The sequence below is a fragment of the Sphingomonas hankookensis genome (assembly GCF_001619955.1).
Lineage (GTDB): Bacteria > Pseudomonadota > Alphaproteobacteria > Sphingomonadales > Sphingomonadaceae > Sphingomonas > Sphingomonas hankookensis_A.
The window spans coordinates 94286-120991 of sequence record NZ_LQQO01000007.1 but is presented as its reverse complement, the minus strand read 5'-3'; the positions used below and the strand labels follow the sequence as shown (position 1 = coordinate 120991).

Below are 26706 nucleotides of genomic sequence, written 5' to 3'. Positions count from 1 at the left end.
GGTGTCGCGCAAGCCCGCCGATGCGGTCGCGGCGCTGACGGGTCGCCGCGTCGTCGGACAGGGGCTGGCACGGTTGCGCAGCGTCGACGACAGCCTGCCCGACAGCGACCGCCTGCCCGATGCCGCCGATGCGGTGCTGCTTCCAGCGGCGCAGGCCAGCCTGCCCCCCGCCCCGCTCTATGGTCGTGCGCCCGATGCGGTGCCGAGCGTGCGGGCATGAGCGATACGCGCGTCGCGATCGCGCTGGCCGATGGCACCGCCGCCGATGTCGGCGCGGTCGACCGGGTGATGCAGGCGGCGTTCGATCCGCGCTTTGGGGAGGCATGGACCCCTGCCCAATGCCTCGGCATGTTGTCGTTGCCCGGCGTCTGGCTGACGCTGGCGCATCTGGACGATCGGCTGGTCGGCTTCGCGCTGACGCGGGCGGTGGCCGATGATGCCGAATTGCTGCTGATCGCGGTGCTTCCCGACCAACGCGGGCGCGGGGTCGGACGCGCCCTGCTGCGGCGGGCGATCGACGATGCCGCTGCGCGCGGTGCCGTGCGGCTGTGCCTCGAAATGCGCGCGGGCAACGATGCCACCCGCCTCTATGCCAGCGAAGGCTTCGCCAAATGCGGGGAGCGGCGCAATTATTATGCCGGTCGCGGTGGCGAACGCTTCGACGCACACACCTATGTCCGGCCGATTCCGGGCAAATAACAAAAGATGTTACTTATATTGTTGCGATGACCGCGCGGTAGGCCGATAGCGGTAACGGCCAATTGTAGCGGCTGCGTAACGAGGGAAGATATGGGAATGGACGCGGAGCGTGACGGCACGCTGATCGCTTTGACCGCGGATATCGTCGCGGCACATGTCGGAAACAACAATATCGATGTCGCGGACATCCCGACGCTGATCCACAGCGTCCATGGCGCGCTCGCCAAGCTCGGTTCGCCGGACGAGGCGCCCGCACCGCGCGCGGAACCGGCGGTGCCGGTGCGCTCGTCGGTCAAGCCCGACTATATCGTCTGTCTGGAGGACGGGCGGAAGCTCAAGATGCTCAAGCGGCATCTGATGACCCATTACAACCTGACGCCCGAGCAATATCGCGCGAAGTGGAACCTGCCGGCCGACTATCCGATGGTCGCGCCAAACTATGCCGAACAGCGTCGCTCGCTCGCCAAGCAGATCGGCCTGGGTACGCAACGGCGCAGCGCCTGATCCGGGCGGCACGCGTTTAGCGGCTTTCGCTGGCGCGCCCGGCACGCTAGAACGGCGCGCAACTCTCCCGTCTGGACGTACAGGAATTCATGCCCCGCAAGATCGATCTCGAAGCGCTGTGTCACCAAAAGGGGCTGCGGATCACCGAACAGCGCCGCGTCATCGCGCGCGTCCTGTCCGAAGCCGACGACCATCCCGATGTCGAAAAGGTGTATGAACGCGCATCGGCGATCGATCCGGGCATCTCGATCGCGACCGTGTATCGCACCGTGCGCCTGTTCGAAGAGGCCGGCATCCTCGACCGTCACGATTTCGGCGACGGCCGCGCGCGCTACGAACCCTCGCCCGAGGCGCATCACGATCACCTGATCGATGTAGAGAGCGGCCGGGTGATCGAATTCGTCGATCCGGAACTGGAACTGCTGCAGAAACAAATTGCCGAACGCCTGGGCTTCCGCCTGGTCGACCACCGCATGGAACTCTACGGCGTCAGCCTCGACCGCAAGGATTGACGCGCATGCCCCTGCCCGCGCGGCTGCGGTTGATCGCACGGGCGGGCGGCATGCTGGCGGCGCTGGTCGTCTATCTGATCCTGCACGGCAGTTGGCGGGCATTGCGCCTGCGCTCGCCATGGCCGCCGCGCTTTCTGGGGCGGATCGCTTCGGTCGTCGGGGTCAGGACCACCGTCATCGGGTCGCCGGCGCCGCGCGACGTGCTCTACCTCGCCAATCATCAAAGCTGGATCGACATTCTCGCCATTGCCGGGGCGAGCGGGAGTGCGTTCGTCGCCAAGGGCGAGTTGCGTGACGCGCCGCTGGTCGGGTGGCTGTGCACGCTGAACCACACCCTGTTCGTCGATCGCGGCGACCGGCTGGGCGTGGCGCGGCAGATCGATACGCTGCGCCAGGCGCTGCTGGCCGACCATCCGGTGACGGTGTTTCCCGAAGGGACGACCAGCGCGCCGGGCGAATTGCTGCCGTTCAAGGCGGCCTTGCTGGGCGCGATCGATCCGCCGCCGCCGGGCCTCAGGGTGCAGCCGGTCTATCTCGACTATGGCGACGCGCGGGAAGTCGCGTGGCTGGGTGACGAACCGGGCACGACCAACGCCGCACGCGTGCTGGCACGCCCGGGGCGGATCGCGCTGACGATCCATTTCCTCGAACCGTTCGATCCGGCGGGCATGGGACGCAAGGCGGTCGCGGCAAGGGCGCGGGATGCGATCGCGGCGGCGATGCGGCGCCCACAATAGCCGTCACTCCAGCGCAGGCTGGGGTCTCCCGGTAACAAAGCGCGCGCCTCGCCGCGGGAGACCCCAGCGCAGCCTGGGGTGACGTTACTGCGTAAACGGAAAGGCTACTCGCTGAACTCCCCGACCGTCACCCGCCGCCCCAACAGGAAGGCGTCGTTGACGTGCACGAACGGCGACAGATCGACGTCGCTCACCCGGTCGCGCAGGCATTCGGCAAAACGACGATACAGGCGAGCATATTCGGGCTCGTCACCGACATCGACCGGCGTGCCATCGACCGCCATCTGCGAAGCGCCCATCGACAGCTTCAGCTGGCCGTCATCGGTTTCGACATCGACGTCCCAGGTCTGCGGCCCCGTCTGGTCAAAGTCGAATTCGACGCGGACCGGCACGCCCGCCGTGTCGGTGAAGTCGAGATCGGCGGCGATCGGCGCGTCGCGGTTCGACGGAAAGCGTAGCTCCGCCGCATCGAGCAGCAGCGGGCGCGGCAGGATGCGGGTGATGACCGACAGCGCGTTGATCCCCGGATCGAACACGCCGATGCCCGGTTCCCAGATCCATGCCTGCCCCGGATGCCAGACGCGCACGTCCTCCTTCCAGTTCACTGCCACGCGGCGGATGGTGCGGGTGGCCAGCCATTGCCGCGCGGGCTCGACCGCCGCTGCCTCGCGCGAATGCCAAGTCGCGAACAGCACCTTGCCGGCCTGTTCGGCGGCGCGGGCGAACGCCTGCGCTTCGGACAGGGTGGCGGCGGGCGGCTTTTCGATCATCACGTCGAGCCCGTGGTCGAGCGCCTGTTGGATCAGCGACAGGCGTCCGCGCGGCGGCGTGCAGATCGAGATCGCCTGCACATCGGGCATCGCCGCCATCATCTCGTCGATGGTCTTGAACCCCGGCACGCCATCGGGCGCGGCATGGCCGGTGACGGCGGCGACGAGCTCGAAGTCCGGGCTGGCGGCGATATGCGGGATATGCTGGTCGCGCGCGATCTTGCCGATGCCGGCCAACGCAATGCGGGTCGGGGATGCCAACGTCATTCTCTCCTGCCGATTATTTGTCCGACTTATCAAGCCGGCCGCAACCTAGCAAGCGGCGTATCAGATTCCGCCGGCAACCGGGTCGTGACCGGCGGTGCGCAGGCGGTCGGTCAGGTCGGCAAGGCAGGCATCGACCACCGCCGGATCGGTCGCGCGGACGACGAAGTTCGCGCCGGTGCGGCCTTCGCGAAAGAAGGGGTAGCTGCCGATCGCCACGCCATCATGCGCGCGTTCGACCTCGCCCAGCATCCCGGCCACCTCGCTCTCGCCCACCCAGCAGCCGAGCGTCCCGGAGACGACCGGCCGACCGCCCTCCATCGTGCCGGTCAGGCTGTCGAGCATCGCCGCGGCGATATGCGGCACGCCCGCCATGACGAAGATATTCGCGATATGAATGCCCGGCGCGCCCGACATCCGGTTCTCGATCAGCTCGCCGCCTTGCGGAACCCGCGCCATGCGCAGCCGCGCGTCGGTCAGCCCGCCCCGCGTTTCGTAATAGGCTTCGAGGATCGCCCGCGCGCGGGGATGCACGACGACCGGCACGCCCAGCGCCGCCGCGATCGAATCGACGGTGATGTCGTCATGGGTCGGTCCGATCCCGCCGGTGGTGAAGAGATAGTCGTTGCGCGCCCGCAGCGTGTTCACCGCCTCGACGATCGCGTCCTCCCGGTCGGCGACGACCCGAACCTCGGACAGGCGGATGCCCTGCACGTTCAGCCAGGTCGCCAGCTGCGCCACGTTCCTGTCCTGCGTCCGGCCGGAGAGGATTTCATCCCCGATGACGAGCAGGGCGGCGGTCCAGATGCGGTCGGTCATGCCCTTCGCATAGCGCGGGCACGCGCCCTCGCCTAGCGCCCGATCCTTGCCTATATGGGCACGATGACCGACTATCAGACCGTCACCGCCGATATGCCGCTGGCCCGGACCGGCGCGATCAAGCTGCACGATGCCACCGGGTTCGAAGGGATGCGCCGCGCCGGCCGCCTCGCCGCGCACATCCTCGACGAAATCACCCCGCATGTCGTGCCGGGCGTCACCACCGCCGAGCTGGATGCGATCATCTATCGCCTGATGCGCGAGGGCGGCGCGGTGCCCGCCACGCTCGGCTATCGCGGCTATGCCCATTCGACCTGCATCTCGATCAACCATGTGGTTTGTCATGGCATCCCGTCGGACCGGACGCTGAAGGACGGCGACATCGCCAATATCGACGTCACGCCGCTGCTGGACGGCTGGCATGGCGACAGCAGCCGCACTTATCTGGTCGGCAACGTGCCGATCAAGGCCCGCAAGCTGGTCGACGTGACCTATGAATGCCTGATGCTCGGCATCGAACAGGCGAAGCCCGGCAACCGGATGGGCGATGTCGCGCACGCGATCCAGCGCCATGCCGAAGCGCATCGCTACGGCGTGGTCCGCGACTTCTGCGGTCACGGCCTGGGCCAGCTGTTCCATGACGCGCCGGAAGTGATCCATGCCGGCCGCCCCGGCACCGGTCCGGAACTGCGGCCCGGCATGTTCTTCACCATCGAACCGATGATCAACATCGGCCGGCCCGACGTGAAGATGCTGGAGGATGGCTGGACGGCGGTGACGCGCGACCGGTCGCTGTCGGCCCAGTTCGAACATTCGATCGGGATTACCGAGGATGGGTGCGAGATCTTCACGCTCAGCCCGAAGGGGTTTACGAAGCCGCCGTACGGGTAAGTAGGGCGCCGGCCTTATCGCCTTCGCGACAGCCACCCGCCCAGCACGAACCCTACGCCCAGCACGACCGACGCGATCACGCCTACCCAGACGCTGCCGATCGCGTCGATCGCCGGGCTGATCCGTGGTCGTCGCGGATCGTAGCGCACCGCTATGCGGTCACCTGTGGCGTAGCCGCCGATCCATCCATTGCCGGGAAAGGTCACGACGACGCCGTCCGCCGTCGCGAGCCGTATGACCGGGTGGCTTCCGCCATAGGGCGTTGCCATTACCTCGCCGATGGTCACCGATGTGTCGCGAAGGTAGCGGCGCACGGCGACTGCCTGCACTGCCGCAGCCGTCAGAAGCGCGATACCCAGTACGACGAACAACTTCGCACGCATGTCCTGCCTCCGTCACGGCTGCCCGAAAAACCGGCACCCTGCCCCTTCTGCGGGCAATATCGACAGCTTCGACCGAATGCCCGATGATCGTATCCAAGGCGAATCGCCGGTTGGCACGGTAATTGTTTAACGGGATGCAAACGGCCTATCGGGGTCGGTTCGTCCGAGGGGATCGGCAAGGCGAATGAAGAAGATCGAGGCCATCATCAAGCCGTTCAAGCTGGATGAGGTGAAGGAAGCGCTGCACGAGGTTGGCGTGAGCGGGATCACCGTGACCGAGGCCAAGGGCTTCGGTCGGCAGAAGGGCCACACCGAACTGTATCGCGGCGCGGAATATGTCGTCGATTTCCTGCCCAAGGTGAAGCTGGAAGTAGTGGTCGAGGACGGCCTGGCCGAGCGCGTCGTGGAGGCGATCGCCGCGGCGGCACAGACCGGCCGCATCGGCGACGGAAAGATTTTCGTCATTCCGGTCGAGACCGCCTTGCGCATCCGCACGGGTGAGCGCAACGACGACGCGATCTGACGCAACGCAGCATTATTTCGAATCACGGGGCGTTCCGGGGCGATTGATTGCGCCGGAGCGTGGGGTTTAATCCAGAAAGGGCAGTTTCCGATGGCTACTACCGCCAGCACCATCCTGAAGCGGATCAAGGAAGAAGAGATCGAGTGGATCGATCTGCGCTTCACCGATCCCAAGGGCAAGTGGCAGCACCTGACCATGGTCGCGTCGATCCTGGGCGAGGACGAGCTGACCGACGGCCTGATGTTCGACGGTTCGTCGATCGAGGGCTGGAAGGCGATCAACGAATCCGACATGGTGCTCAAGCCCGATCTGGACGCGGTCTACACCGACCCGTTCTCGGCCACCCCGATGCTGGTCATCTTCTGCGACGTGGTCGAGCCGTCGACCGGCGAACTCTATGCCCGCGACCCGCGTTCGACCGCGAAGCGCGCCGAGGCGTATCTGAAGACCACCGGCATCGGCGACACCGTCTATGTCGGGCCGGAAGCCGAATTCTTCATGTTCGACGACGTGCGGTTCGAAAACAGCTATTCGACCAGCTACTACAAGATCGACGACATCGAACTGCCGGGCAATTCGGGTCGCGAATATGAAGCGGGCAACATGGGCCACCGCCCGCGTGCCAAGGGCGGTTACTTCCCCGTCGCCCCCGTCGACAGCGCCGTCGACATCCGTGGCGAAATGGTCACGACGATGCTCGAAATGGGCCTGCCCTGCGACAAGCATCACCACGAAGTCGCCGCCGCGCAGCACGAACTGGGCCTGACCTTCGGCACGCTGACCACGACCGCCGATCGCATGCAGATCTACAAATATGTCGTGCACCAGGTCGCCCATGCCTATGGCAAGACCGCGACCTTCATGCCGAAGCCGATCAAGGAAGATAACGGCTCGGGCATGCACACCCACTTCTCGATCTGGAACGGTGGTTCGCCGCTGTTCGCCGGCGACGGCTATGCCGGCCTGTCGGACATGTGCCTGTATTTCATCGGCGGCATCATCAAGCATGCCAAGTCGGTGAACGCCTTCACCAACCCGACGACCAACAGCTACAAGCGCCTGGTCCCGGGTTACGAAGCGCCGGTGCTGCTCGCCTATTCGGCGCGCAACCGGTCGGCATCGTGCCGCATCCCGTACGGCACCGGTCCGAAGTCGAAGCGCGTCGAAGTCCGCTTCCCCGACGCGATGGCCAACCCCTATCTCGCCTATGCGGCGCTGATGATGGCTGGTCTCGACGGCATCCAGAACAAGATCCATCCGGGCGAAGCGATGGACAAGAACCTGTACGACCTGCCGCCGGCAGAACTCGCCCAGGTCCCGACCGTGTGCGGCAGCTTGCGCGAAGCGCTCGACAGCCTCGAAGCCGATATGGACTATCTGCTGAAGGGCGACGTGTTCTCGAAGGACCAGATCGAAGCCTATATCGAGATCAAGCGCGGCGAAGTGGCGCGGTGGGAAATGACCCCCAGCCCGGTCGAATATGACATGTACTACAGCGCCTGAGGTTGCCGTGCCGGCAACCGGTGGCACGCAAGCGTGCCACCGGTGCTGTCGGCCGGCCTCGCCTTACGGCGAGGACCGACGACGTGGCTTCGCCACGTCGCGCTGATGGATAAGAGGCGTCGGGCGCATGCTCCGGCGCCTTTTTCCATTGTCCGATCTACCACGCATAACGCTCGCCGAAGAAGAAGCGGGACCCCGGATCAAGTCCGGGGTGACGATGGACGATGGCTTTCGATAACCGCAAACGCCCCCTAACCGCGCACGCCGGCTCGCCCGCCCCACCCACCAACGTCATCCCAGCGAAGGCTGGGATCTCCCGGTACGAGCCCACCGCAGGAGCCGCGAGAGACCCCAGCCTTCGCTGGGGTGACGGGCTGATTGTGAAGGGGATTAGGCGATCCCCCCTCACCCTCACCGCCACACAATCGTCACATCGCCATGCTCCAAGGCCCGCATTCGCCCGTCAACAGGAACGCCCATGACCGTCATCCTCGACCGCCGCACGTTGCTCGGCGGGTTCGCCATCGGCGCGGCCAGCCTGGGCGTCACGCCGTCGCGCGCGCGGAGTGCGAACCGCGCGACCTTCGCCGTCCTCGGCGACTGGGGGCGCGATACCCCCGAACAGCATCATGTCGCCGCCGCGATGGGCCGTACCGCCGCAACAGCACAGGCCGATTTCGTGCTGGCGATCGGGGACAATTTCTACACCGACGGCGTCGCGTCGGTAGACGATCCGCTGTGGCAGTCGGTGTTCGAGGGCGTCTATACCCACCCGGCGTTGCAGGTGCCGTGGTATGCGCTGCTCGGCAATCACGACTATCGCGGCAACCCGCAGGCGCAGATCGATTATGCCGCGCGCAGCAAGCGGTGGCGGATGCCGGCGCGCTATTATCAGGTCGCCGATGCGGCGCTGGTCCGCGCCGACGCCGATCTGTTCGCGATCGATACCTCGCCCTTCGTCGAACGCTATCGCAGCAACGACGGCGTGATCGGCAGCAACACGCGGTCCCAGGATACGAAACAGCAGCTGGCATGGCTCGACCATGCGCTGTCGCAGTCGCGTGCCAAGTGGAAGATCGTGACCGGCCACCACCCGATCCGATCCGGCGGCAGCGGCCATGGCGACCAGCCGGAGATCATCGCGCAGGTGCTGCCGATCCTGAACCGCCACGGCGTGCAGGCCTATATCGCGGGCCATGACCACGACCTTCAGCATATCCGTCGCGACGGGATCGACATGATCCAGTGCGGCGGCGGCATGGAGGCACGGCCGGTGCAGCCGGTCGAGGGCACCCGCTTCTGCCGCGCCGCCGCCGGCTTCGGCATGGTGCAGATCGCGGGGGACCTGTTGTCGTTCGACCTGCGCGACGAACGCGGCGCCAGCCTCTACAACGCGTCGATCCCGGTCCGCGCCCGCGCTACGGCATGACCGGCGGGGTGTAGGGCAGCGTAAACGCCAGCGCCCAGAGCAGGAACAGCACCAGCGGCAGGTGGACGATCAGCTGCAGGAAGCTGAACCCGACAATGTCGCGCGCCTTCAGCCCGAGAATGCCCAGCAAGGGCAGCATCCAGAACGGATTGATGAGGTTCGGCAGCGCCTCCGACGCATTGTAGATCTGCACCGCCCAGCCGAGATGGACCTGCAGGTCGTTCGCCGCCTGCATCACATAGGGCGCCTCCAGCAACCACTTGCCGCCGCCCGAGGGGATGAAGAAGCCGAGGATCGCCGAATAGACGCCCATGGTGATCGGGAAGGTCTCGGCGGTGTTCAGCGACACGAAGGCATGGGCGATGACGTCGGACAGGGTCGATCCGTCGGCGCTCCTGGCGGTCGTCATCATCGCGGCGATCGCGGCATAGAAAGGGTATTGGATCAGGATGCCCGCCGTCGCCGGCACCGACCGGGCGAGCGCGTTCAGGAAGCGTTTGGGCCGCCAGTGCAGCACCAGCCCCGCCATCAGGAACAGGAAGTTGTAGGTGTTGAGGTTGGAGATGGCGATCATCCACGGTTGCCGCGCGAACTCCTGCACCAGCCACCCGGCCGCCAGCAGGCCGATCAGCACGGTCAGCAGCGGCGCATGTTCCAGCCATTCGCCGGGCTGGGTCCGCGGCGGCAGTGCGTCGTCCTCGCGTGCCGGATCGATCCCCATGTCCTGCGCGGTCACCGCGCTGTCGCGACCGGGGGCGGAAGCGACCGCGATCACCGTCGACACCACGACCAGGATCGCGGCGATCAGCATCGATTGCCACAGGAAGATCGTCTGGCTGAACGGGATGACGCCGGTGATCGGCAGCAGCCCCGGTGGCAGGCTGGCCGGGTTCGCCTGTAGCTGCGCTGACGACGACGACAGTCCCATCGCCCAGGTCGCGCCGAGGCCGAGATAGGCCGCCGCCCCGCCTGCGCGGTAATCCATGCGCAACTCGGTCCGCCGCGCCACTGCACGGGTGAGCAGGCCGCCGAAGATCAGGCTCAAGCCCCAGCTGAGCAGCGAGGACAGCATCGTAGCGATGGCGATCAGCCCGATTGCGCCGCGTCCGCTCTTCGGGATCAGCGCCAGCCGATCGATCAGCCGCTGCATCGGCGCGGAGGTCGCGACGACATAGCCGCCGATGGTGACGAACACCATCTGCATGGTGAACGGGATCAGCGTCCAGAAGCCGTCACCGAAGCTCTTCGCAACCGACGCCACCGGCGCGCCATTGGCCAGCACCGCCGCGGCGACGACGACCACCGCCAACGCGACGAACACGAAGGCATCGGGAAACCAGCGTTCGGCCCATTCGGTGAAGCGCAGGGCGATCCGGGCAAGGCGGCCATCGGTGGCGGGGGCGGCGGCGGTCATCGGCGTCTCCGGTGGTTCGGACATTATACGAACCGCCCGGCCAATCGTTGCGCAGCCGGTTCGACCGCGGGTCAATAATCGCGGGAGATGCGGACGTTGGTGCTCTGCCGACCGATGGTGGAGATCGACGCCAGCAGCGACAGCCAGCGCGTGACCTGAAACTCGATCCGGGTGGCGGAATAGCCCTGCCCGTCGGTCACGATCTCCGCATAGAAACGCCGCGTCAGATATTTGCCGGCAGCGACCGAGGTCCCCTGTCCGGTCTGCGGGTCGGCGGGCAGGATGCGCAGGCGATCGAGGCCGGCGGCACGACGCACCGCGTTGATCGGGTTCAGCCCGCCCTCGCCATTCTGGAGCGCGGCGACGGCGGCTGCCAGCTGCAACGCCTCCGGTGCCGACAGGTTGGTGATCGAGGTGCCGAACAGCAGGCGGGACAGCAATTCGTCCTCGGGCAGCGCCGGCACGCTCTGGAAACTTATTTCCGGACGCGTGGCAGTGCCGGCAACACGAATGGTCGCGTTCAACCCCTGCGTATCGGCATTGGCGACGATGTCGAGCGCGGGGTCGGCCGGGCTTTCGCCGTTGAATCGCAACGCCCCGCGATCAAGCTGAAACTCCCGCCCGGCAAATTCATAATCGCCGCGGACCAGATCGGCGCGACCGTTGATGATCGGATTGGTCGGTTCGCCGGTGATGGCGAGGTCGGCGGACCATTCGCTGGTGAGACCCAGGCCGGTGACGATCAGGCCGCCGGGCGCACGGGCGCGCAGGTCGAGCTTCCACGGCACCACCGCCGCGCTCGCCTCGTCATCGCCGTCGGGGCGGTTGATCTCGCGGATGTTGAGGCGGGGGATCGGCGCGGTGGCGGTCGCGCGGCCGAGGCGATAGCGGCTGCCATCCATCCGGACCTCGCCCGAGATGGTGCCGCCCGCGCCGTCGCTGCGCACGCGGATCGGACCGGTGACGGTTGCCCCAATCGAGTCGGTATTGATGAGCCGCGCGCGGTCGGCGGTGAGCGACAGGTCGATGCCGAAGCCGCGCACCGCGGCGAATTCGAACGCGCCGGTGCCGGTCACCCGCCCCTGCCGACCGTCATTCGCCGCGAAGCGATCGATCACCAGCCGCGATCCGTCGAAGCGCCCCTGCGCCTCCACGCCGGTCAGCACGGTGCCGGTGATCGCGCTTTCGATGCGCGCGCCGCTGGAACGGAGCACGCCCCGGATGCGTGGGTCGTTCAGTCGGCCGGTCACGTCGGCGCCGACCGATACCGGGCCGGACAGGTCGAACAATTCGATGCCGGTCAGTCGCCATAGCGTGTCCGCCGGGCCGCCATAGCGTAGCTGCGCGAAGAGCGGCGCATTGCCCAGCCGGGTGGCGAGATCGCCCTGCCCCAACGGCGCGAGGCGTGCCTGCGCCCGGCCGATCGTCCTGCCGCCGCTGGCCATTACCGCACGCACGCCGGCGCGGTTCGCGTCGAGCACTGCCGCCACGCCGACGTCGATCGGCGTCGACGACAGCACCAGCCCCGACCGGCTCAAGCCCCGGATGGTCAGGTCGACCCGGCCGCTGGGGGTATCGCCGCGCGTGGCATAGGCGATCTTGCCCGACGCGCTGCCGCTCAGCCCCAGCCCCGGATAGCCGATGTCGAGCACCGCCAGCGGCATGCGCGTCACGTCCAGCGCCAGTTCGGTCGTGTCCGGCCCGACCGCGCCACCGACCGTCGCCGTGCCGCCGGCAAAGCTGAACCGGGTCGGTGCCAGCCGCCAGCCATCGCCTTCGCGCCGGACCACCGCCGGGGTTTCGAGCTTCAACGGCCGGCGGTCCAGCGTGCCCTGCGCGCTGATGCGATATTCGTCGGCGGTGACCTGGGTCACGCTCTGGATCGAGAAGGCGCGACCGCGCGAGCCGGCGATGGCGGCGCGGACTTCGCCGACGCCGTCGACCAGCTTCGCGCTGCCCGCCAGCCGCGGGATCGACAACTGGCCACGCCGGAACCCTTGCGCGGTCATCGTCGCGTCGAGCGTGGTGCCGCCATCCGCGAGCAGTACGCCCGCCTCAAGCCGGGCGCGCCGCACCGATCCGGCGACGCCGAGGCGCGCGCGCGTGGCGTCGAGCGCGATGTCGATCCGCTGGTCGCTGCCCTGCGGCGCGAAGTCGATCGTGCCGGCAATGCCGCCGCCATCGACGTTCAGCCGGCCAAGGAACCCTTCCGCGACGATGTCGACGCCACCGGTGGCGCGGGTGCCGCTGACCTCCAGTTCGTCGACCGCGATGCGTGCGGTGCCGCCGCTCGGCAACAGGATACGGCCGTTGGCGGTGAACGGCCCGAGCCGCGAGTTGCCCTGGGCACGATAGGCGAAGCCTTCCGCCGTCGGATCGAGATGGGCGACGACATTCGCCAGTCCCAGCGTGGCGTTGGGCGAGGCGAAGCGCAGGTCGAGCGTAGGCTTGGAGATATTGCCGTCGAGGACCAGCTGCACCGGGCCATAGGTCACCTGCCGTCCGCTGCCTTCGAAATGGAAGGTGCCGTCGCGGCGACGATAGCCGATGCCGGTCAGCGTCAGGCCGGGTGACGTGAGCCGCAACCCGCGCAGATAGAGGATGCCGTCATTGCCGCGCTCCAGCCCGGTCTCGATCCGGGGCAACCCTTGCGTCAGCGAGCGGAAGAAGCCGTTGTCGAGCCGGCGGACCTGCGCCATGCCGCGGCCGACGATCCGCGTGCCGCCGCCGGGGATCGGCACCGCCGTCAGCCGGGTCTGCACATCGACCAGCCCCAGTCCCGGAATCAGATAGCGTTGCAGTGCGCCGCTGATCCCGACCTCGTAGCGGCCGGTGGTCAGGTCGAGCGTCAGCATGATCCGCCCGTTAAGTTTGTCGGAGCGGACGATCAGGTCGTTGCCGACCAGCGTCCGGGCATCGACCGCGAGCTTGCCGGTCACCGACAGGTTGCGCAGGATACCGCCCGCAACATCGCCGACCCCGGTCACGCGCGCCGCCGCCAGCCGGATCGGCACGATCACCGGCGCCTTGGAAAAACGTCCCTGCCCGGCAGCCACCACCTGTTCGAACCCGGTCTGATCGAACGCCAGTCGGGCCGCACGCAGGCGATAGTCGAAGCGCGCAGTCGAGAATTCGCCGTCGAGGATCGCGCGCAGTTCGATGTCGCGCCCGGTCATGTTCGGGAACATCGCCGCCGGACGCAGCAGCCGTGCGCGCAGCCGCAGGTCGCGGAACGCGCTGGTGCCGAGATCGACGATGCCGTCCGCTTCCATCGCCAGCGCAGCGCTGCGCAACGCCAGCACGCCGTCGATGCGGCGGTCGGCGAAGGTCGCGCTGCCGGTCACGCGGACTTGGCGGGCGGTCAACCGCTGGAGCTTGCCCTGCAATAGCGATGACGGGGCGAGCGTCCCGCCCAGCGTATAGCGACCGGCGCGTACACCCAGCGTCAGGTCGACGATCCGCGCACGACCGGCATCGGCGACCGCCCGCCCGTCCCATGCCGACCAGCGCCCGTCGCCCGATATCTCGACCGACAACGGGCGGCGAATACCGCTGGCCGTCGCGAGCAGCCCGTCGCCCGCCCCGCGGGCACGAACGTCGACGTCGAACCGGTCGCGATCCGGTTCGGCGTCGAGGCGCAGGCGCAACCGGTCGCTGGCGGCGATATCGAGCGCGAGGTCGACCAGCGCCCGGCCCGAGCGGACATCCGCCTGCCCGGCCAGCTTGCCGATCCGCGGCGTGCCGGTGACCGCCTTGGCCAGTTCCAGCCGCTCGACGCTCAGCCGGCCGATGCGAATGTCGAAGCTCGGCAGGATCGGCGTCTTGCGCCCGGTCGGCGTCGGCTGCGGCAGTTTGGCAAGGATCGCGCGCGGAATGGTCAGGCTGTTGATCGACAGCCGGTTCGACACGAATTCCCACGGCCGCCAGTCGAGTTCGGCCAGCGGTGCGCGCAGGATCAGGCCCTTGGAATCATAGATCCGCACGTCGATCAGCCGTGCGCGGGTATAGATCGACCCGTCGATCCGCCCGATGCGATAGCGCAGGCCGTTGGCGGGCTTCATCGTCGCGATGCGGTTCGCGATCAGCCGGTGGCCGGGACCGGTGTCGATCAGCACCAGCAGCCCGGCGATCAGGACGATGATCGCCAACACCAGCTGCGCCAGCCGCCGGCCCCAGCCGATACGGCGCTTCGCCACGACCGGCGGCGACGCTGCGACGGGTTCGTCGGTCAAAATGCCTGCCCCAGTGAGACATAGACCGCGACGCGCGGGTCGCCACGCTGCGGGTTGATCGGCGTCCCGACATCGACGCGGATCGGACCGAAATTGCTGTAATAGCGCACGCCGACCCCGGCGCCGTAGCGCATGCCGGTGAAGCGCGGCAGCGTCGAGGTATAGATGTTGCCGGCATCGAGGAACGGCACGACGCCGAAATTGCCGAACGCCTTGACCCGCGCCTCCAGCGAGAATTCGGCAAGGCTGCGGCCGCCGATCGGATCGTTGTTGGGATCGCGCGGACCGATATCCTGAAAGCCATAGCCGCGCACCGACGCGCCGCCGCCGGCATAGAAGCGCCGCGACGGCGCCACCGCATCGCGCGGCGCGCCGAGGATCGACCCGATCCGGGTACGCGCCGCCAGCACGACCCGGCCGGTGATCGGACGATACACGCTCGCATCGATCTGCGCACGGGTATAGCCGAACACATTGCCCTGCAGCGACAATTCGGGGCTGATCCGCCCGCCCAGGCGGAAGCCGCGCGTCGGGTTGAGCAGGTCGTCCGAGCCGTCATAGTTGAGGCTGCTGGGCAAGGCGCCGATGAAATAGGTGCGGCGGCGCGGTTCGCCGGTCGCGACGATCACGTCGCGTTCGTCGGTCGCGACCAGTTCCCCGCCCAGCGACCAGGTCCAGGTCTTTTGGAAGAAGATGTTGGTCTGTCGCTCGAGGCTGCCCGACAGCGACAGCGTGTTCGCCTCGAACGCGTTGCGCACCAGGTGGGTCGCCGCCATCTGCGCGGTCAGCACCCGGTCGCGACCATGGAAATTGTTGCGGCGGAAGGTGACCGCCGCCACCTGTTCGAGGGTGCCGATCACGCCGCGCAGCGTCAGCGCGCCTTCGGGCGGGAACAGGTTGCGATGGGTCCAGCTCGCCTCGACCCGCGCGCCTTCGCCGGTGCCATAGCCGATTTCGCCGGCGATGGTGCGCGGCGGCGCCGGCTCCATCGCGAGGTCGAGGTCGACCGTGCCCGGCGCCTGTCCCTCGACCGGGGTCAGCCGCACCTGCGAGACGAGGCTGGTCTGCACGATCGCGCGGCGCAGATCGTCGACCAGCGCCGAATCATAGGTTTCGCCGGGCTTGAACCGGGCGATGTCCTGCGCATGATCGCCATCGAAGATGCGGTTGGGCCGGGCGACGATCCGCCCGAACCGCCGCTCGCCGCCCGGCTGCACGTCGACCTCGATCGTCGCGGTGCGGGTCGCATGGTCGACGGTGATCTGCGGATCGCCGACCTTGGCGAAGGGAAAGCCTTCGCGCCCGATCGTCGTCTCCAGCTTTTCCTGCGCCGCAACCACCGTGTCGCCCTGTACCGGTGCTTCGGGTTTGAGGCCGAATGCCGTGCGCAGGTCGCCGGCCTTCTCGCCCGCCGCCGCAATACCTGGCGTGCGGACCTGCGCGAAGCGGTAGAGCTGGCCCGGCTCCACCTCCAGATACACGATCAGCCGGTCGCCTTCGGGCCGGACGCTGGTCGCGATGCGGGCGTCGAAATAGCCTTCGTTGCGCAGCAGGTCGTCGAGCAGCCGGGCATCCTCGCGCGCGCGGCGGTCGATCTGCGCCGCGTTCGACGGTTCGCCTTCGTTCGCGCGCAACGTCGAGAGTTCGTTGAACCGCTGGCGGAACAGGTCGTTGTTGATCTCGTCAATGCCGGTGATGCGGTAATTATAGCGATATTCGCCGCCGGCACGCTGCGGCCCGGTGGCGAGCGTCGGGTCGGTCGGCGCGGTCGACAGATCGGGCCAGGCGACGCCGATATCGGGCAGGTCGGTCAGCGGCGCATTCGGATCGAGCGGGGTTTCCTGCGCGGCCGGCGGGGTCTGCGCGAACGCCATCGGACCCGCAAAAGCGAGCCATCCGGCGCTCAACAGCACGGCTAGCCGGCAGCTCGACATCGTTTCGTCCTAGACCGGCAGGGCACTTGCCGCCAAGGGCAAACCGGCCCGAAACGTCAGTGAATCGTGCCCCAGGCGCCCGGCTGCTCCAGCAGCGTGACGAGCCGCGCGACCTGTCGCCAGCGGCAGAATTGGACGACATTGTCCCGGTTGCGGGCCTGACCGGCACGGGCGGCGGCTTCCTCCGCGGCGACCGGGCCGTATTCGGCCATCAATTGCTGTGCGATACCCACGTCGGAAAGGTCGGCGATGTAGGGCGGCAGCGGTGCAGGGTCGAGCATGGCATCCCGTGGTTCATGGATCGTGCCGGAAGCGAACCGACCGCCTTCCCCGCCGCCTTTGATCGTTAACGGCCGCCGCGCAATCCCGGATCGGCACGCCACCCTGTCCCGATGCGACACAGGCGGGACGGGAGTGGCGCGCGGCCGTCGACTATGGCAAGCGACGGGGATGAACAAGACACCGCATACTCCGAAGGCCGGCGGAATGCCGATCGCGCTGGGCGTGATGGGCGGCGCGATCATCGGCGCGGTGTTCGGCGAAGCGACAATGGGGCTGCTGATCGGCCTTGCGCTCGGCATCGCGATCGCCGTCGCCATCTGGCAGCTGGACCGGCCGAAGCCGTGATCCGCCTATAGCGCGCGCGACAGCCACACGACGCGTCCGACGATATCGGGCGTGCCGTCGACCCGGATCGGGGCATAGGCCGGATTGTCGCTGACCAGTTCGACCCCGTTCGGCACCCGCGCCAGCCGCTTGACCAGCAACACCCCGTCATGGCGCACGACATGGATCGCCCCCGACACGCCGCGCCGGTCGCCGCCATCGACCAGGATGGTGTCGCCATCCGCCAGCGTCGGCAGCATCGAATCGCCTGCGACCGCGATCACCGACGCCTGTCCCGGGCGCACCCGCAACTGGCGTAGCAGCGCGCCGTCGATCCGCATCGCGCCGTCGCCGCGATCGTCATCCACCAGCCCACCCGGCCCCGCCGACGCCAGTGCGTCGACTCGTGGCACGGCGACCAGTTCGCGCGCCTCCGGGCCGCCCAGCGCCGCCTCCGACACGCCTAGGTAGCGCGCCAGCGTCGCCCGGTCGCCCTCCGACAATCGGCGGGGCGAACCGCGTTCGATGAACTGCTGCATATAGGCCGGATTGCGCCCCAACAGGCGCGACAATTCGGACAGGCTGGCCCCGCGTTCCGCCGCGACCCGCGCGATCGTCGCGCGGACATCGTCCATTTCCATCGCCGTCCTCCTTGTAGGAATTTTCCTAGACATGTTGGATTCCAAGGAACAGATCAAGAACATTGTCGAGTCGAGGGAGCGGACGGGAGGTTATGGATGCACACCATATTGCAGCGAATCAGCCGGCATCTGCAGGAAACGGGAACGCCCGAAACGCTGTTCGGGCGGCGCGCGGCGGGCGATCCGCGACTGGTGGGCGACCTGCGCAACGGGCGACAGCCGCGCCCGCCGCTGATCGCCCGGATCGAGGCCTATATCGACCGGCAGGAGCGTTCGCAGTGAGCCGGGGGCCGGACGTCACGACCCTGCTCGAACGGCGGCTGCGCATTGCGGCCGAAGCGGCGGGGATCGCGATCGAGATCGTCGCATCGGCGGCGACGCCTTGGGCGAGTGCCACGTTCAACGGGGCGCGGCACCACCTGACGCTGATCGGCGACGGGGCTGGATTCGCCCCATGGCTGGCGAACTTGCCCGAAGCGGACCTGCCGCTACGCGGACATCTGGTCGCCGACCTGGTCGTCACGAGCGCGGCCGAACGGACGGCAACGATCGACATACTCAGCGTCGAGGAACGCTGACCCCCTACTCGCCCCGCGCCATGCGGCGCAGCGCCCCCAGTGCCAAAGCGAGGCCGGCATTGGGGGCATCCGCATCGGGATCGCCCCGTTCCCCACGCCGACGCTGCAACCCGTGGTCGAGCCGGTCGATCAACGCCGACAGGCTGGGCGCAGGTTCGGCGGATCGGGCTTGCGGTTCCACCGGCGAGGGGGGAACGGGTTCGCTCTCCGCCACCGGTTCGGGTTCGGGCTCGGGTTCGGCGGCCGGACGGAACAGCGGGCGAACGGTCGGCGGTGGGGCGGCCGGCACCATCGGCAGCGCGTCCGGGTCGAACATCGCCATCGGCGTGTTCAGGTCGCGCGGCAGGGCGACCTCCGGCTCGGCCGGCGCGACCGGATCGAGGAACGGCTGACCCAGATCGCGCACGGCGCGGACCGGCGGGCGCGGCGGGGCGTCGGGATGGGCATCGGCGCGGCGGACGCTGGGCGGCGCTTCCTCTTCGACCGCTTCCGCCGATGGCAGCGCGACCGGGCCGCGATCGAGCAGGCGCAGCGCGATCCAGACCGGGACCGCAACCGCCAGCCCTGAAAGAAGCATCAGCGCCGCGCGCGCCGTTATGCCCAGCGGCGGCTCCGCGATCGACAGGAAGGCGGGCAGCCCGGTTTCGGACACCACCGTTTCGATCCGCCACATCGGTACGAAGGCGATGGCGATCGCGACGGCCAGCCCGACCAGCGTGGCGACCGTCAGGGGCAGTGCGCGGTTCATGCGTCCACCATCGATGCATCGCCGACCACCGCGCCCGGTCGCCGTGCGGCGATGAGGCGCTGGTAGAGCGGCTGATAGCGCGCGACGTTCGACGCCCAGTTGCGCTCCGCCTCGACAAAGGCGCGGCCGCGGTCGCGCATCGCGTCCCAGCCGGAGCGGTCGGCGAGCAGCGCGGCGACGCGCGACGCCAGCGCGGCGGGATCGTCGGGTGCGAACAGCGTGCCGGTATCGCCGTCGCGGATCAGTTCGCGATGGCCGCCGACGTCGGACGCAGCGACCAGCCGGCGCTGTGCCATGGCTTCGAGGGGTTTGAGCGGGGTGACGAGATCGGTCAGCCGCATCGCCTTGCGCGGATAGACCAGCAGGTCGACGAGGCCATAATAGCGTTCGACCTCCTGATGCGGCACGCGGCCGATGAAATGGATGGCGTGCGCGACGCTCGACGCCGCCGCCTGGGCGCGCAAGGCCGCTTCCATCGGGCCGCCACCGACCATCAGCAGCCGGACGTTCGGCCGCGCCGCAACCAGTGCCGGCATGGCGGCGATCAGCGTGTCGAGCCCTTCATAATCGTAGAAGCTGCCGAGATAGCCCAGCACCTCCATGCCGGCCAAGCCGAGTTCGGCGGCGAGCGCGGTGTCGGGCGGGGGCGGATCGCCGAACAGGGTCAGGTCGACTCCGTTGGGCGACACCATGATCTTGCCCGCGTCGATCCCCCGCGCGACCAGATCGCGGCGCAGTCCTTCGCAGATCACCGCGACGCCATCGGCGCGGCGCACGGCCCAGGTTTCGAGCGCGCGAGTCGCACGGTAGCGGGCGGAGCCTTCGGTGCCGGTGCCGTTGCCGACCGCGGCGTCTTCCCAGAAGGCGCGGATTTCGTAGACGAGGGGCAGCTTGCGCCGGCGGGCGACGCGCAACGCGGCGAGCGCGTCGAGCACCGGCGAATGAGCGTGGAGGATGTCGGGGCGAAACTGGTCGACGACCCGGTCGATCGATGCGGAAAAGGCGCGGATTTCCGCCAGTTCGCCGAGTGGCGCCGGCAGCTGGCGGGGCGGCACGGTGCGGTGGAAATCGATGCCGTCCACCGTTTCCTGCGCGACCGCCGTCACGCCCTGCCGCGCGCCGGTGACGGCGGCGACCTGCCACCCGCGCGCCATCTGCGCCGTCAGGATCGCCCGCGTGCGGAACGTATATCCGCTGTGCAGGGGCAGGCCATGGTCGAGGATGTGAAGGACTCGCATGCCAACCTCCTGCCACGACAGGGTTAAAGGAGACGTAACGCCGTCATAGCGTGTGGTCAGTCGCCGGCAAAGGCGAAGGGGGTCAGCCCGCCCTCTCGGTCGTCCAATCGCATGGCGCGCCCGGCCGGCGGGGCGGAGCGTTGCGGGCAGTCGCTGCGGGTGCAGGCGCGGCAGCCCGGCCCGACCGGCATGCCCGGCGCCGACAGGTCGATGCCCCGCGCCGCCGCGAGGCCGCCCGCCTGATCGGCGGCGACCCCCAGCATCACGACGAAGCGCGCCCGCACCTCTCCGGCCAGGGCGCCGGGCGGAGTGACGGTGCGCGACAGGGTCAGCCAGCGGCCGCCCTCTTCCGGTTCGACCAGCTGCACGATGCTCTCCCCGCCGCGTGCGAAGGCGTCGAAGGCGCCGAGCAGCGGACAGGGTGCCCCCTCGACCAGCGGCGACTGGCTGGCGCCGGCGAAGCGCTTCGACACCTGCCCCGCCCGGTCGAGCCGGAGCAGGCAGAAGGAGAGCCCCCGCGCGCCGACGCGGTTGAGGGTGGTCAGCCGGTGGGCGACATGTTCGAACCCCGCCCCGAAACGGCGGCCGAGCAGCGCGAGGTCGTAGCCGGTCGCCTCGCACGCGCGCAGGAAGCGGGCATAGGGCATCATGACGGCGGCGGCGAAATAGCCGTGGAGGTGGCGACGGAGCCATTGTTCGGCGGTCCGGTCGGACAGGCCGGCACCGCGCACCACCGCATCGACCTCGCCCCGTGCCTCGGCATGGCCCAGCGCGCGGGCGAGCGCGAAGCTGCGCGAGGCGGGGTCGAGCCGTTCGGACAGTTGGAGCTGCCGGGCGTGGAGGTCGGTGCGGTGCAGCCGGTCGGGCATCGCCTCCACCGGCAGCAGCCGGACCGAGAGGTGATGGCGCACCCGCAGCCGGTCGGCCATCGCCGCCGCCGGATCGCCGCCGGCCAGCCGCAGTTCGTCGGCCAGTGCCTCGGCCTGGGCGTCGAGGTCGGGGAAATGGTTGCGCCAGCGCTCGATCGTCGCGCGCGCTTCCGCCGCCGGGTCGGCGGTGACCGGCGCCCCCGCCCCGCCGCTGCCCAGCCGGTCAAAGGCGCGGGCGAACGCCTCCGCCCCGCCCGGCGCGCCGGCCAGCCATTCGGCGATATCGGCGCGGTCGAGCGCGAGGTCGGCGAACATCGGATCGGCCAGCCGACGGCGCAGCGCCTCCGCCCCGCCGCCCGGCTCGCTGGCCGCCAGCGTGCGGGCATCGAAGCCATAGCGTTCGGCAAGCGCCACCAGCAGCGTCGCGGTCAGCGGGCGCTGATTGCGTTCGATCAGGTTGAGATAGCTGGCGGAAATGCCCAGCGCCTGCGCCATCGCCGCCTGGGTCAGCGCGTGGCCGCGGCGCAGGCGGCGGACGGCGTGGCCGGCGAACATCTTGCTTTCCATCTGCCCTGCCCCCTTTGTGCGCTTGTAAAGAGATTACAGGTGCCGGCAATCGACGCAAGATGGGCGAGCACACCTTTTTTGTTGCTACGGTATCGGCTATCCATCCCGTAACGATGCCAATTCGAACATCGGGTTTGTGGAGAGACGATGTGATGGATACCAGCAGCCTGTTCCGGCTCGACGGACGCACCGCGCTGATCACCGGGGGATCGCGCGGCATCGGGCGGATGATCGCGGCGGGCTTCGTGGCGCAGGGGGCGCGGGTGTTCGTGTCGGCGCGCAAGGCTGACCAGTGCATCGCGACCGCCGAGGAGATCGGCGCGACCGCCCTGCCGCAGGACGTATCGACCATCGAAGGGTGCCGCGCGCTGGCAGACCGGCTGGCCAGCCACACCGACCGGCTGGACATCCTCGTCAACAATGCCGGTGCGGCATGGGGACAGGCGTTCGAGGACTTTCCCGAAAGCGGCTGGGACAAGGTCATGGACCTGAACGTCAAGTCGCCCTTCTTCCTGACGCAGGCGCTGCATCCGATGCTGAAGGCGGCCGCATCGCGCGCGCGGCCGGCCAAGGTCATCAACATCACCTCGATCGACGGCCAGCGTGTCAATCCGTGGGAAACCTACAGCTACCAGGCGTCGAAGGCGGCGCTGATCCACCTGACGCGGCGGATGGCGGCGCGGCTGGTGATGGACGCGATCCACGTCACCTCGATCGCGCCGGGGGCATTCGCCAGCGAGATGAACAAGGCGGCACGCGACCATGGCGACGGCGTGGCCAAGCAGATCCCGGCGGGCCGGATCGGCGCGGACGAGGATATGGCGGCGGCGGCGATCTACCTCGCCGCGCGCGCCGGTGATTATGTGGTGGGCGAGACGATCACCGTCGATGGCGGGCTGGTCAATGCGTCGATGGGCGGATCGATCGACGGATAGCGGCCAAAGTTCACTAAGTTCACACTGGTGGCGTGTTGCGCGCCACGTCTTCGTTGGCTTGGACTTGATCGAGAGGTTCCGCTTTGGGTGGCGGTGGAGAAGAAGAAGCGGGACCCCGGGTCGAGCCCGGGGCGACGGTTGGGGTGGCGGTGGAGAAGAAGCGGGACCCCGGGTCGAGCCCGGGGTGACGGCCGGGGGTAGCTGGCATTGGAGCCTCGTGGCGGTTGCGGCGCCAAAGTTCACTAAGTTCACACTCGTCGCGTGTTGTGCGCGGCGTCTTCGTCGGTTCGGACTTGATCCAGGGTTTCGCTCTGGGCGGCGGTGGAGAAGAAGCGGGACCCCGGGTCGAGCCCGGGGTGACGGCCGGGGGTAGCTGGCATTGGAGCCTCGTAGCGGTTGCGGCGCCAAAGTTCACTAAGTTCACACTCGTCGCGAGCTGCGCGCGGCGTCTTCATCGGTTCGGACTTGATCCGGGGTTTCGCTTTGGGCGGCGGTGGAGAAGATGAAGCGGGACCCCCGGGTCAGGCCCAGGGTGACGGTTGGAGGTGGCTGGCGTTGGAACCTCGTGTCGGTTGCGGTGGCCAAAGTTCACTAAGTTCACACTCGTCGCGGGTTGCGCGCGGTGTCTTCGTCACCCCGGACTTGATCCGGGGTTTCGCTCTGGGCGGCAGTGGAGGAGAAGAAGCGGGACCCCGGGTCGAGCCCGGGGTGACGCGTGGAGGTGGCAGGCGTTCGAACTTCACGTCGGTAGCGATGGCCAAAGTTCATTAAGTTCACACTTGCGCGCAAGACGCGGCGCTTCGGGCGGCGCGGGCGCGGTGGGGTGGCGGACGATGCGAAAGAGCGTCGTCGACGGTGGCAGACGGGCGGCGTGTAGGAAAGTTACGGTGTGATTTCCGCGCCGTCCCATGCGAAGATGCGGCCGCTTTGCGCCGGGGTCAGGCCGTCGAGCACCGCCAGGAGCCGTTCGGCGCTATAGGCCGGGGCGAACAGTTTTTCGGCCGGCACCCCGCGCTGGAACGGCTTGCTCAGCCCCGTGTCGACGGTGCCGGGATGGAGCGCGACGCAGACCGCCTGTGGCCGGGTGCGGGCCAGTTCGATCGCGGCGGTGCGCACGATCTGGTTCAGCGCCGCCTTCGACGCGCGATAGCCGTACCAGCCGCCCAGCCGGTTGTCGGAAATGCTGCCGACGCGCGCCGAGATACAGGCGATGGCGCTCGGCGCGTCCTTTACCAGCAGCGGCGCGAAATGCCGCAAGACCAGTGCCGGGCCGATGGTGTTGATCGCAAAGAGATGGGCGAGACGGTCCGCGTCGAGGTCGCGCAGGCTGCGCTCGGGGCCGCCCGCTTCGTCGTGCAATATGCCGGTCGCGACGATGACGCGGGTGAGCGGCGCGTCGATACGCGCGGCGGCGGCTTCGATCGAGGCGGGATCGGCGAGGTCGATCGGGTGGTAGTCGACACCATCGGGCAAGGCGGCGGGCGCGCGGCGGGCGGCGGCGATGATGCTGGTGTAGCGGCCGGAACCGGCAAGCCCCGCCACCAGCGCCGCACCGATTCCGCCATTGGCACCGATCACCATCGCCGTCGTCATCGCCGCCTCCGTTGCCGCATCGTAAACGATAACGGTCAAAATGCTGCCGCTATCCCCAGGTGGCCCGTGCCGGTTTGACCCGCCAGCGCCCGACCGTAGAACGCGCCTGCACTACAAGGGTCCGTTCGAACCATGGCTATTGTCCGTTTTGCCGCGCTGCTGCTGACGCTGGTCGGCGCCGTTCCCGCCGCCGCGCGCGACACCACCGACTATCCGCATATTCCCGAACCGATGGTGTTCGACATGGTCCGCCCGATGGGCGCGCGGCGGGGCGAGCTGGAGACCAACGTCCTCGCGCTGTCGCCGCTGTCGGGGCAGGAACGCGCAGTCGAATGGGCGCCGGAGATCGAATATGCCGTTGCCGACGGCTTCGCGCTGGAAATCGAGCTGCCGTTCGAAGGCACGCGGCTGGCCGAACTGAAGATGGGCGCGCAGGCGACGATCGGCACGTTCGACCGCGGGCGCGCCGTGCACGGCGTGCAATATCTGGGCATTTACGAGCGCGAGAGCGGGCGGACGTCGCAGGCGCTGCTCTACATGCTGGGGCGCCGGCACAATGAACGGCTGAGCACGATGACGATGGTCGGGGTCGGCGACGTGCGGCTCGGCCAGTCGGAAAGCGATGCCGGGCTGCTGGTCAACCATTCGACCTTCTACGACCTGGGGCGCGACCGGATCGCCGGGGTCGAGGTCAATTACAAGTCGCACCGCGATGGCGGGGTGGCGATCATCCCGCAATTCCATGCGCCGCTGGCGGACAAGGTGAATGTGCAGTTGGGCGTCGGCGCCGACAAGCAGCGCGGCGAACGGGCGCGGCCGGTGGGGGGCGTGCGGTTGATCAAGGAGTTTTGAGGGGGGCTCGTGCGCATCCGCGTCTTGCGGCACCGCCCCGATTCGAGCATTCTTCCGTCGCTTCTGTGATGGGAGTGATATGCCATGAGCGCAATATTGGCGTCGGTAGGGTTGGGCGGTGAAAATCGTCGACAGGACGTGATTGCCGTTCAATCGCTGTTGCAAAGCGTCGGCGTCTCGCCGGTCCGATCGACGGGCTCTGTGGGCGAAAGACGATCCGGGCCATCGAGCAGTTTCAGCGCGATGTGATACGACGGCCCGATGGGCGGATCGACGTTCGTGGCCCGACTTTTCGACATCTATCGGCAAAGGCGGCGGCATCCCGCAACCGGCAGGCGCTGACGACACCACCTGTCCCGCCCCGGCACACTAGACCGCTGGAACGACCCAAGTCATCGCGACCTGTCGCATCGCCGCCATCTGCTTCGCCGAAACCCAGGTTCGAACCGTTGGTCGAGTATTGGCGGGAAAGAACCGTACTTCCCGGCCCGGCGATCAACGCTGGACTGGTTTGCCCGACCAGTTCGCACATGATGGCGCTGCTGGGCGATCCTAACAGCCAACGGATGAAAGGGTTGACCGCAACAGAATCGGTCGGCCCGTTCCGCGCAACCGGACTGAAGCCGGCGCTGGCAAGCCTGCGCAGTGTGCTGGCGACGGTTTTACGGAAATACCCGACGCTGAACGGCATCCTGGGGTATAACGGCATGCATCTCATTCGAAAGACGCGGAACGGTGCATCCTACTCGAACCATTCCTGGGGGATCGCGATCGACTTCGTCATCGGTGTCGACGCTCCTCCTTATGGTGCCGGTTACTCCATGCGCGGCTTGGACGTGATGGTGCCCCACTTTCACCGAGCGGGCTGGTATTGGGGCGGCGGCTATCGAAGTATCGGTCGTAAGGACGCGATGCACTTCGAATGCGGGTTGGCGCTTGTGCGGAGTTTCCAACTATGATCGGCCGTACGTTCGTCCTGGCGGCAGTTTTGGCATTGGCAGCGACCGCCGCTGAACCACGCTCGTCGCGTACGCCGTCCTTCCCTACCGCCTGTCGTGCCGCGGTGCCTGCGCGATATGCCGGCGAGCCAGCGCAATGGCTTGGCGATTGTGTGAAAAACCGGGCGGAAGGACTTGGCGTCTTGCGCATCGGTCGAGGAGCACCGTTCGCGTTTCTGGTAGGTCGAATAAAAGCGGGCCGCCCCGCCAGCGGTCTGCTGTTCAACCCGGACAAGTCCTACGCCGCCGCGCGTGGTTTCACCGCCGACGGCAGGATTTTGCCTGCCGACGGCAATTATTTAAAGGAACAGGATCAGGCTTGGGCCGATGCCGTCCTGGCCGCCCGACAGGTCGGCGATCGGTTCGTAAAAGCGGGCAATGCCGCGTCCGCTGCCTATTATCGACGGTTCGCGTCGGAGATCGAGAACGGCCGGCCGGAATAACGGCCGGGAGGGGGGCGCGATCGA

At 68.0% G+C, this 26706-nt stretch carries 27 protein-coding genes and 1 pseudogene; 16 read left to right on the top strand and 12 right to left on the bottom strand.

Annotated elements, in window-relative coordinates; all coding sequences use genetic code 11:
• The 5 genes and pseudogenes from AVT10_RS18505 to AVT10_RS05925 form a co-directional block, all read left to right on the top strand.
• Positions 1-220 (top strand): annotated as a pseudogene (locus AVT10_RS18505) (tRNA (adenosine(37)-N6)-threonylcarbamoyltransferase complex dimerization subunit type 1 TsaB); the annotation flags it as partial.
• Positions 217-699 (top strand): ribosomal protein S18-alanine N-acetyltransferase, encoded by a 483-nt coding sequence (gene rimI, locus AVT10_RS05940; protein WP_066689354.1) that lies wholly within the window; start codon positions 217-219, stop codon positions 697-699. The pseudogene AVT10_RS18505 and the gene rimI, both read left to right, overlap by 4 nt.
• A gap of 90 nt (positions 700-789) precedes the next feature.
• Positions 790-1203 (top strand): MucR family transcriptional regulator, encoded by a 414-nt coding sequence (locus tag AVT10_RS05935; protein WP_066689352.1) that lies wholly within the window; start codon positions 790-792, stop codon positions 1201-1203.
• Positions 1204-1292: 89 nt separating this feature from the next.
• Positions 1293-1715, top strand: a complete 423-nt coding sequence (locus AVT10_RS05930) for a Fur family transcriptional regulator (protein WP_066689351.1) — start codon at positions 1293-1295, stop codon at positions 1713-1715.
• Between the two features lie 5 nt (positions 1716-1720).
• Positions 1721-2452 (top strand): lysophospholipid acyltransferase family protein, encoded by a 732-nt coding sequence (locus AVT10_RS05925; protein WP_232307893.1) that lies wholly within the window; start codon positions 1721-1723, stop codon positions 2450-2452.
• 104 nt (positions 2453-2556) lie between these two features.
• Here the strand turns inward: AVT10_RS05925 and AVT10_RS05920 are convergent, their stop codons facing one another.
• Together AVT10_RS05920 and AVT10_RS05915 are read right to left on the bottom strand one after the other, a co-directional pair.
• Positions 2557-3489: a Gfo/Idh/MocA family protein gene (locus AVT10_RS05920; RefSeq protein ID WP_066689350.1), complete on the bottom strand. Its 933-nt coding sequence runs from the start codon at positions 3487-3489 to the stop codon at positions 2557-2559.
• A 60-nt stretch (positions 3490-3549) separates the two neighbouring features.
• Positions 3550-4305, bottom strand: a complete 756-nt coding sequence (locus AVT10_RS05915; RefSeq protein WP_066689349.1) for a competence/damage-inducible protein A — start codon at positions 4303-4305, stop codon at positions 3550-3552.
• A gap of 63 nt (positions 4306-4368) precedes the next feature.
• Here AVT10_RS05915 and map point away from each other — a divergent pair, with 63 nt between their 5' ends.
• On the top strand, positions 4369-5196 hold the full coding sequence (map, locus tag AVT10_RS05910; protein ID WP_066689377.1) for a type I methionyl aminopeptidase: 828 nt from the start codon (positions 4369-4371) through the stop codon (positions 5194-5196).
• Between the two features lie 14 nt (positions 5197-5210).
• On the opposite strand, the gene AVT10_RS05905 is transcribed toward map, so the two are convergent.
• Positions 5211-5579: a DUF3592 domain-containing protein gene (locus AVT10_RS05905; protein ID WP_066689348.1), complete on the bottom strand. Its 369-nt coding sequence runs from the start codon at positions 5577-5579 to the stop codon at positions 5211-5213.
• 184 nt (positions 5580-5763) lie between these two features.
• Here AVT10_RS05905 and AVT10_RS05900 point away from each other — a divergent pair, with 184 nt between their 5' ends.
• The 3 genes from AVT10_RS05900 (at position 5764) to AVT10_RS05890 (ending at position 9034) form a co-directional block, all read left to right on the top strand.
• Positions 5764-6102 carry a P-II family nitrogen regulator gene (locus AVT10_RS05900; protein WP_055759592.1) on the top strand — a complete coding sequence of 113 codons (339 nt, stop codon included), beginning with the start codon at positions 5764-5766 and terminating at the stop codon, positions 6100-6102.
• 90 nt (positions 6103-6192) lie between these two features.
• On the top strand, positions 6193-7605 hold the full coding sequence (glnA, locus tag AVT10_RS05895; RefSeq protein ID WP_066689345.1) for a type I glutamate--ammonia ligase: 1413 nt from the start codon (positions 6193-6195) through the stop codon (positions 7603-7605).
• 478 nt (positions 7606-8083) lie between these two features.
• Positions 8084-9034: a purple acid phosphatase family protein gene (locus tag AVT10_RS05890; protein WP_066689343.1), complete on the top strand. Its 951-nt coding sequence runs from the start codon at positions 8084-8086 to the stop codon at positions 9032-9034.
• On the opposite strand, the gene AVT10_RS05885 is transcribed toward AVT10_RS05890, so the two are convergent.
• The 4 genes from AVT10_RS05885 to AVT10_RS05870 all read right to left on the bottom strand — a co-directional run bounded on the left by AVT10_RS05885 (position 9024) and on the right by AVT10_RS05870 (position 16895).
• Positions 9024-10472: a short-chain fatty acid transporter gene (locus AVT10_RS05885; RefSeq protein WP_066689341.1), complete on the bottom strand. Its 1449-nt coding sequence runs from the start codon at positions 10470-10472 to the stop codon at positions 9024-9026. The two genes, AVT10_RS05890 and AVT10_RS05885, sit on opposite strands and share 11 nt — an antisense overlap.
• 47 nt (positions 10473-10519) lie before the next feature.
• Complete coding sequence (locus AVT10_RS05880; protein ID WP_198158507.1) at positions 10520-14680, bottom strand: translocation/assembly module TamB domain-containing protein; 4161 nt, start codon at positions 14678-14680, stop codon at positions 10520-10522.
• The gene (locus AVT10_RS05875; RefSeq protein WP_232307892.1) at positions 14677-16554 is read right to left on the bottom strand and encodes an autotransporter assembly complex protein TamA; all 1878 of its coding nucleotides are present in this window, start codon (positions 16552-16554) and stop codon (positions 14677-14679) included. The genes AVT10_RS05880 and AVT10_RS05875 overlap by 4 nt, the downstream gene beginning before the upstream one ends.
• A gap of 116 nt (positions 16555-16670) precedes the next feature.
• A complete protein-coding gene (locus AVT10_RS05870) occupies positions 16671-16895 on the bottom strand; it encodes a hypothetical protein (protein WP_066689337.1) in 225 nt (74 codons plus the stop codon).
• Between the two features lie 169 nt (positions 16896-17064).
• Here AVT10_RS05870 and AVT10_RS18500 point away from each other — a divergent pair, with 169 nt between their 5' ends.
• Positions 17065-17241 (top strand): hypothetical protein, encoded by a 177-nt coding sequence (locus AVT10_RS18500; protein ID WP_164523844.1) that lies wholly within the window; start codon positions 17065-17067, stop codon positions 17239-17241.
• A 5-nt stretch (positions 17242-17246) separates the two neighbouring features.
• Here AVT10_RS18500 and AVT10_RS05865 read toward each other — a convergent pair whose 3' ends face one another.
• Positions 17247-17861, bottom strand: a complete 615-nt coding sequence (locus AVT10_RS05865) for a S24 family peptidase (protein ID WP_066689335.1) — start codon at positions 17859-17861, stop codon at positions 17247-17249.
• A gap of 96 nt (positions 17862-17957) precedes the next feature.
• Between AVT10_RS05865 and AVT10_RS05860 the strand changes: the two genes are divergently transcribed.
• The gene (locus tag AVT10_RS05860) at positions 17958-18143 is read left to right on the top strand and encodes a hypothetical protein (RefSeq protein ID WP_066689333.1); all 186 of its coding nucleotides are present in this window, start codon (positions 17958-17960) and stop codon (positions 18141-18143) included.
• Positions 18140-18439, top strand: coding sequence for a hypothetical protein (locus AVT10_RS05855; RefSeq protein ID WP_066689330.1), 300 nt, complete (start codon positions 18140-18142; stop codon positions 18437-18439). Before AVT10_RS05860 ends, AVT10_RS05855 begins: the two co-directional genes overlap by 4 nt.
• Before the next feature lie 4 nt (positions 18440-18443).
• Here the strand turns inward: AVT10_RS05855 and AVT10_RS05850 are convergent, their stop codons facing one another.
• The 3 genes from AVT10_RS05850 to AVT10_RS05840 are packed head-to-tail and all read right to left on the bottom strand — an operon-like array spanning position 18444 to position 21861.
• Entirely contained in the window at positions 18444-19187 is a 744-nt protein-coding gene (locus tag AVT10_RS05850) for a hypothetical protein (RefSeq protein ID WP_066689328.1), read from the bottom strand.
• Positions 19184-20425 carry a TIGR04063 family PEP-CTERM/XrtA system glycosyltransferase gene (locus AVT10_RS05845; RefSeq protein WP_066689326.1) on the bottom strand — a complete coding sequence of 414 codons (1242 nt, stop codon included), beginning with the start codon at positions 20423-20425 and terminating at the stop codon, positions 19184-19186. The genes AVT10_RS05850 and AVT10_RS05845 overlap by 4 nt, the downstream gene beginning before the upstream one ends.
• 56 nt (positions 20426-20481) lie before the next feature.
• Complete coding sequence (locus AVT10_RS05840) at positions 20482-21861, bottom strand: helix-turn-helix domain-containing protein (protein WP_066689325.1); 1380 nt, start codon at positions 21859-21861, stop codon at positions 20482-20484.
• A gap of 152 nt (positions 21862-22013) precedes the next feature.
• Between AVT10_RS05840 and AVT10_RS05835 the strand changes: the two genes are divergently transcribed.
• Positions 22014-22796: an SDR family oxidoreductase gene (locus tag AVT10_RS05835; RefSeq protein ID WP_066689323.1), complete on the top strand. Its 783-nt coding sequence runs from the start codon at positions 22014-22016 to the stop codon at positions 22794-22796.
• Positions 22797-23678: 882 nt separating this feature from the next.
• Here AVT10_RS05835 and AVT10_RS05830 read toward each other — a convergent pair.
• On the bottom strand, positions 23679-24389 hold the full coding sequence (locus AVT10_RS05830) for an SDR family NAD(P)-dependent oxidoreductase (protein WP_066689319.1): 711 nt from the start codon (positions 24387-24389) through the stop codon (positions 23679-23681).
• 132 nt (positions 24390-24521) lie between these two features.
• On the opposite strand from AVT10_RS05830, the gene AVT10_RS05825 reads away from it, so the two are divergent.
• The 3 genes from AVT10_RS05825 (at position 24522) to AVT10_RS18120 (ending at position 26682) form a co-directional block, all read left to right on the top strand.
• Positions 24522-25241, top strand: a complete 720-nt coding sequence (locus AVT10_RS05825) for a hypothetical protein (protein ID WP_126013436.1) — start codon at positions 24522-24524, stop codon at positions 25239-25241.
• Between the two features lie 530 nt (positions 25242-25771).
• Positions 25772-26200, top strand: a complete 429-nt coding sequence (locus AVT10_RS05820) for a M15 family metallopeptidase (protein WP_066689318.1) — start codon at positions 25772-25774, stop codon at positions 26198-26200.
• The gene (locus AVT10_RS18120; protein WP_126014979.1) at positions 26197-26682 is read left to right on the top strand and encodes a hypothetical protein; all 486 of its coding nucleotides are present in this window, start codon (positions 26197-26199) and stop codon (positions 26680-26682) included. Before AVT10_RS05820 ends, AVT10_RS18120 begins: the two co-directional genes overlap by 4 nt.
• The last annotated feature ends 24 nt before the right edge of the window (positions 26683-26706 follow it).

Bases quoted from the DNA above. Each gene is read 5' to 3' on its own strand.
- AVT10_RS05825 (WP_126013436.1), top strand. From the start codon at position 24,522: ATGGCTATTGTCCGTTTTGCCGCGCTGCTGCTGACGCTGGTCGGCGCC.
- AVT10_RS05840 (WP_066689325.1), bottom strand. From the start codon at position 21,861: ATGGAAAGCAAGATGTTCGCCGGCCACGCCGTCCGCCGCCTGCGCCGC.
- map (WP_066689377.1), top strand. From the start codon at position 4,369: ATGACCGACTATCAGACCGTCACCGCCGATATGCCGCTGGCCCGGACC.
- rimI (WP_066689354.1), top strand. From the start codon at position 217: ATGAGCGATACGCGCGTCGCGATCGCGCTGGCCGATGGCACCGCCGCC.
- AVT10_RS05925 (WP_232307893.1), top strand. From the start codon at position 1,721: ATGCCCCTGCCCGCGCGGCTGCGGTTGATCGCACGGGCGGGCGGCATG.
- AVT10_RS05830 (WP_066689319.1), bottom strand. From the start codon at position 24,389: ATGACGACGGCGATGGTGATCGGTGCCAATGGCGGAATCGGTGCGGCG.
- AVT10_RS05860 (WP_066689333.1), top strand. From the start codon at position 17,958: ATGCACACCATATTGCAGCGAATCAGCCGGCATCTGCAGGAAACGGGA.
- AVT10_RS05930 (WP_066689351.1), top strand. From the start codon at position 1,293: ATGCCCCGCAAGATCGATCTCGAAGCGCTGTGTCACCAAAAGGGGCTG.
- AVT10_RS05900 (WP_055759592.1), top strand. From the start codon at position 5,764: ATGAAGAAGATCGAGGCCATCATCAAGCCGTTCAAGCTGGATGAGGTG.
- AVT10_RS05865 (WP_066689335.1), bottom strand. From the start codon at position 17,861: ATGGAAATGGACGATGTCCGCGCGACGATCGCGCGGGTCGCGGCGGAA.
- AVT10_RS05890 (WP_066689343.1), top strand. From the start codon at position 8,084: ATGACCGTCATCCTCGACCGCCGCACGTTGCTCGGCGGGTTCGCCATC.
- AVT10_RS05915 (WP_066689349.1), bottom strand. From the start codon at position 4,305: ATGACCGACCGCATCTGGACCGCCGCCCTGCTCGTCATCGGGGATGAA.
- AVT10_RS05905 (WP_066689348.1), bottom strand. From the start codon at position 5,579: ATGCGTGCGAAGTTGTTCGTCGTACTGGGTATCGCGCTTCTGACGGCT.
- AVT10_RS18500 (WP_164523844.1), top strand. From the start codon at position 17,065: ATGAACAAGACACCGCATACTCCGAAGGCCGGCGGAATGCCGATCGCG.
- AVT10_RS18120 (WP_126014979.1), top strand. From the start codon at position 26,197: ATGATCGGCCGTACGTTCGTCCTGGCGGCAGTTTTGGCATTGGCAGCG.
- glnA (WP_066689345.1), top strand. From the start codon at position 6,193: ATGGCTACTACCGCCAGCACCATCCTGAAGCGGATCAAGGAAGAAGAG.
- AVT10_RS05850 (WP_066689328.1), bottom strand. From the start codon at position 19,187: ATGAACCGCGCACTGCCCCTGACGGTCGCCACGCTGGTCGGGCTGGCC.
- AVT10_RS05835 (WP_066689323.1), top strand. From the start codon at position 22,014: ATGGATACCAGCAGCCTGTTCCGGCTCGACGGACGCACCGCGCTGATC.
- AVT10_RS05870 (WP_066689337.1), bottom strand. From the start codon at position 16,895: ATGCTCGACCCTGCACCGCTGCCGCCCTACATCGCCGACCTTTCCGAC.
- AVT10_RS05845 (WP_066689326.1), bottom strand. From the start codon at position 20,425: ATGCGAGTCCTTCACATCCTCGACCATGGCCTGCCCCTGCACAGCGGA.
- AVT10_RS05875 (WP_232307892.1), bottom strand. From the start codon at position 16,554: ATGGCGTTCGCGCAGACCCCGCCGGCCGCGCAGGAAACCCCGCTCGAT.
- AVT10_RS05935 (WP_066689352.1), top strand. From the start codon at position 790: ATGGGAATGGACGCGGAGCGTGACGGCACGCTGATCGCTTTGACCGCG.
- AVT10_RS05920 (WP_066689350.1), bottom strand. From the start codon at position 3,489: ATGACGTTGGCATCCCCGACCCGCATTGCGTTGGCCGGCATCGGCAAG.
- AVT10_RS05820 (WP_066689318.1), top strand. From the start codon at position 25,772: ATGATGGCGCTGCTGGGCGATCCTAACAGCCAACGGATGAAAGGGTTG.
- AVT10_RS05885 (WP_066689341.1), bottom strand. From the start codon at position 10,472: ATGTCCGAACCACCGGAGACGCCGATGACCGCCGCCGCCCCCGCCACC.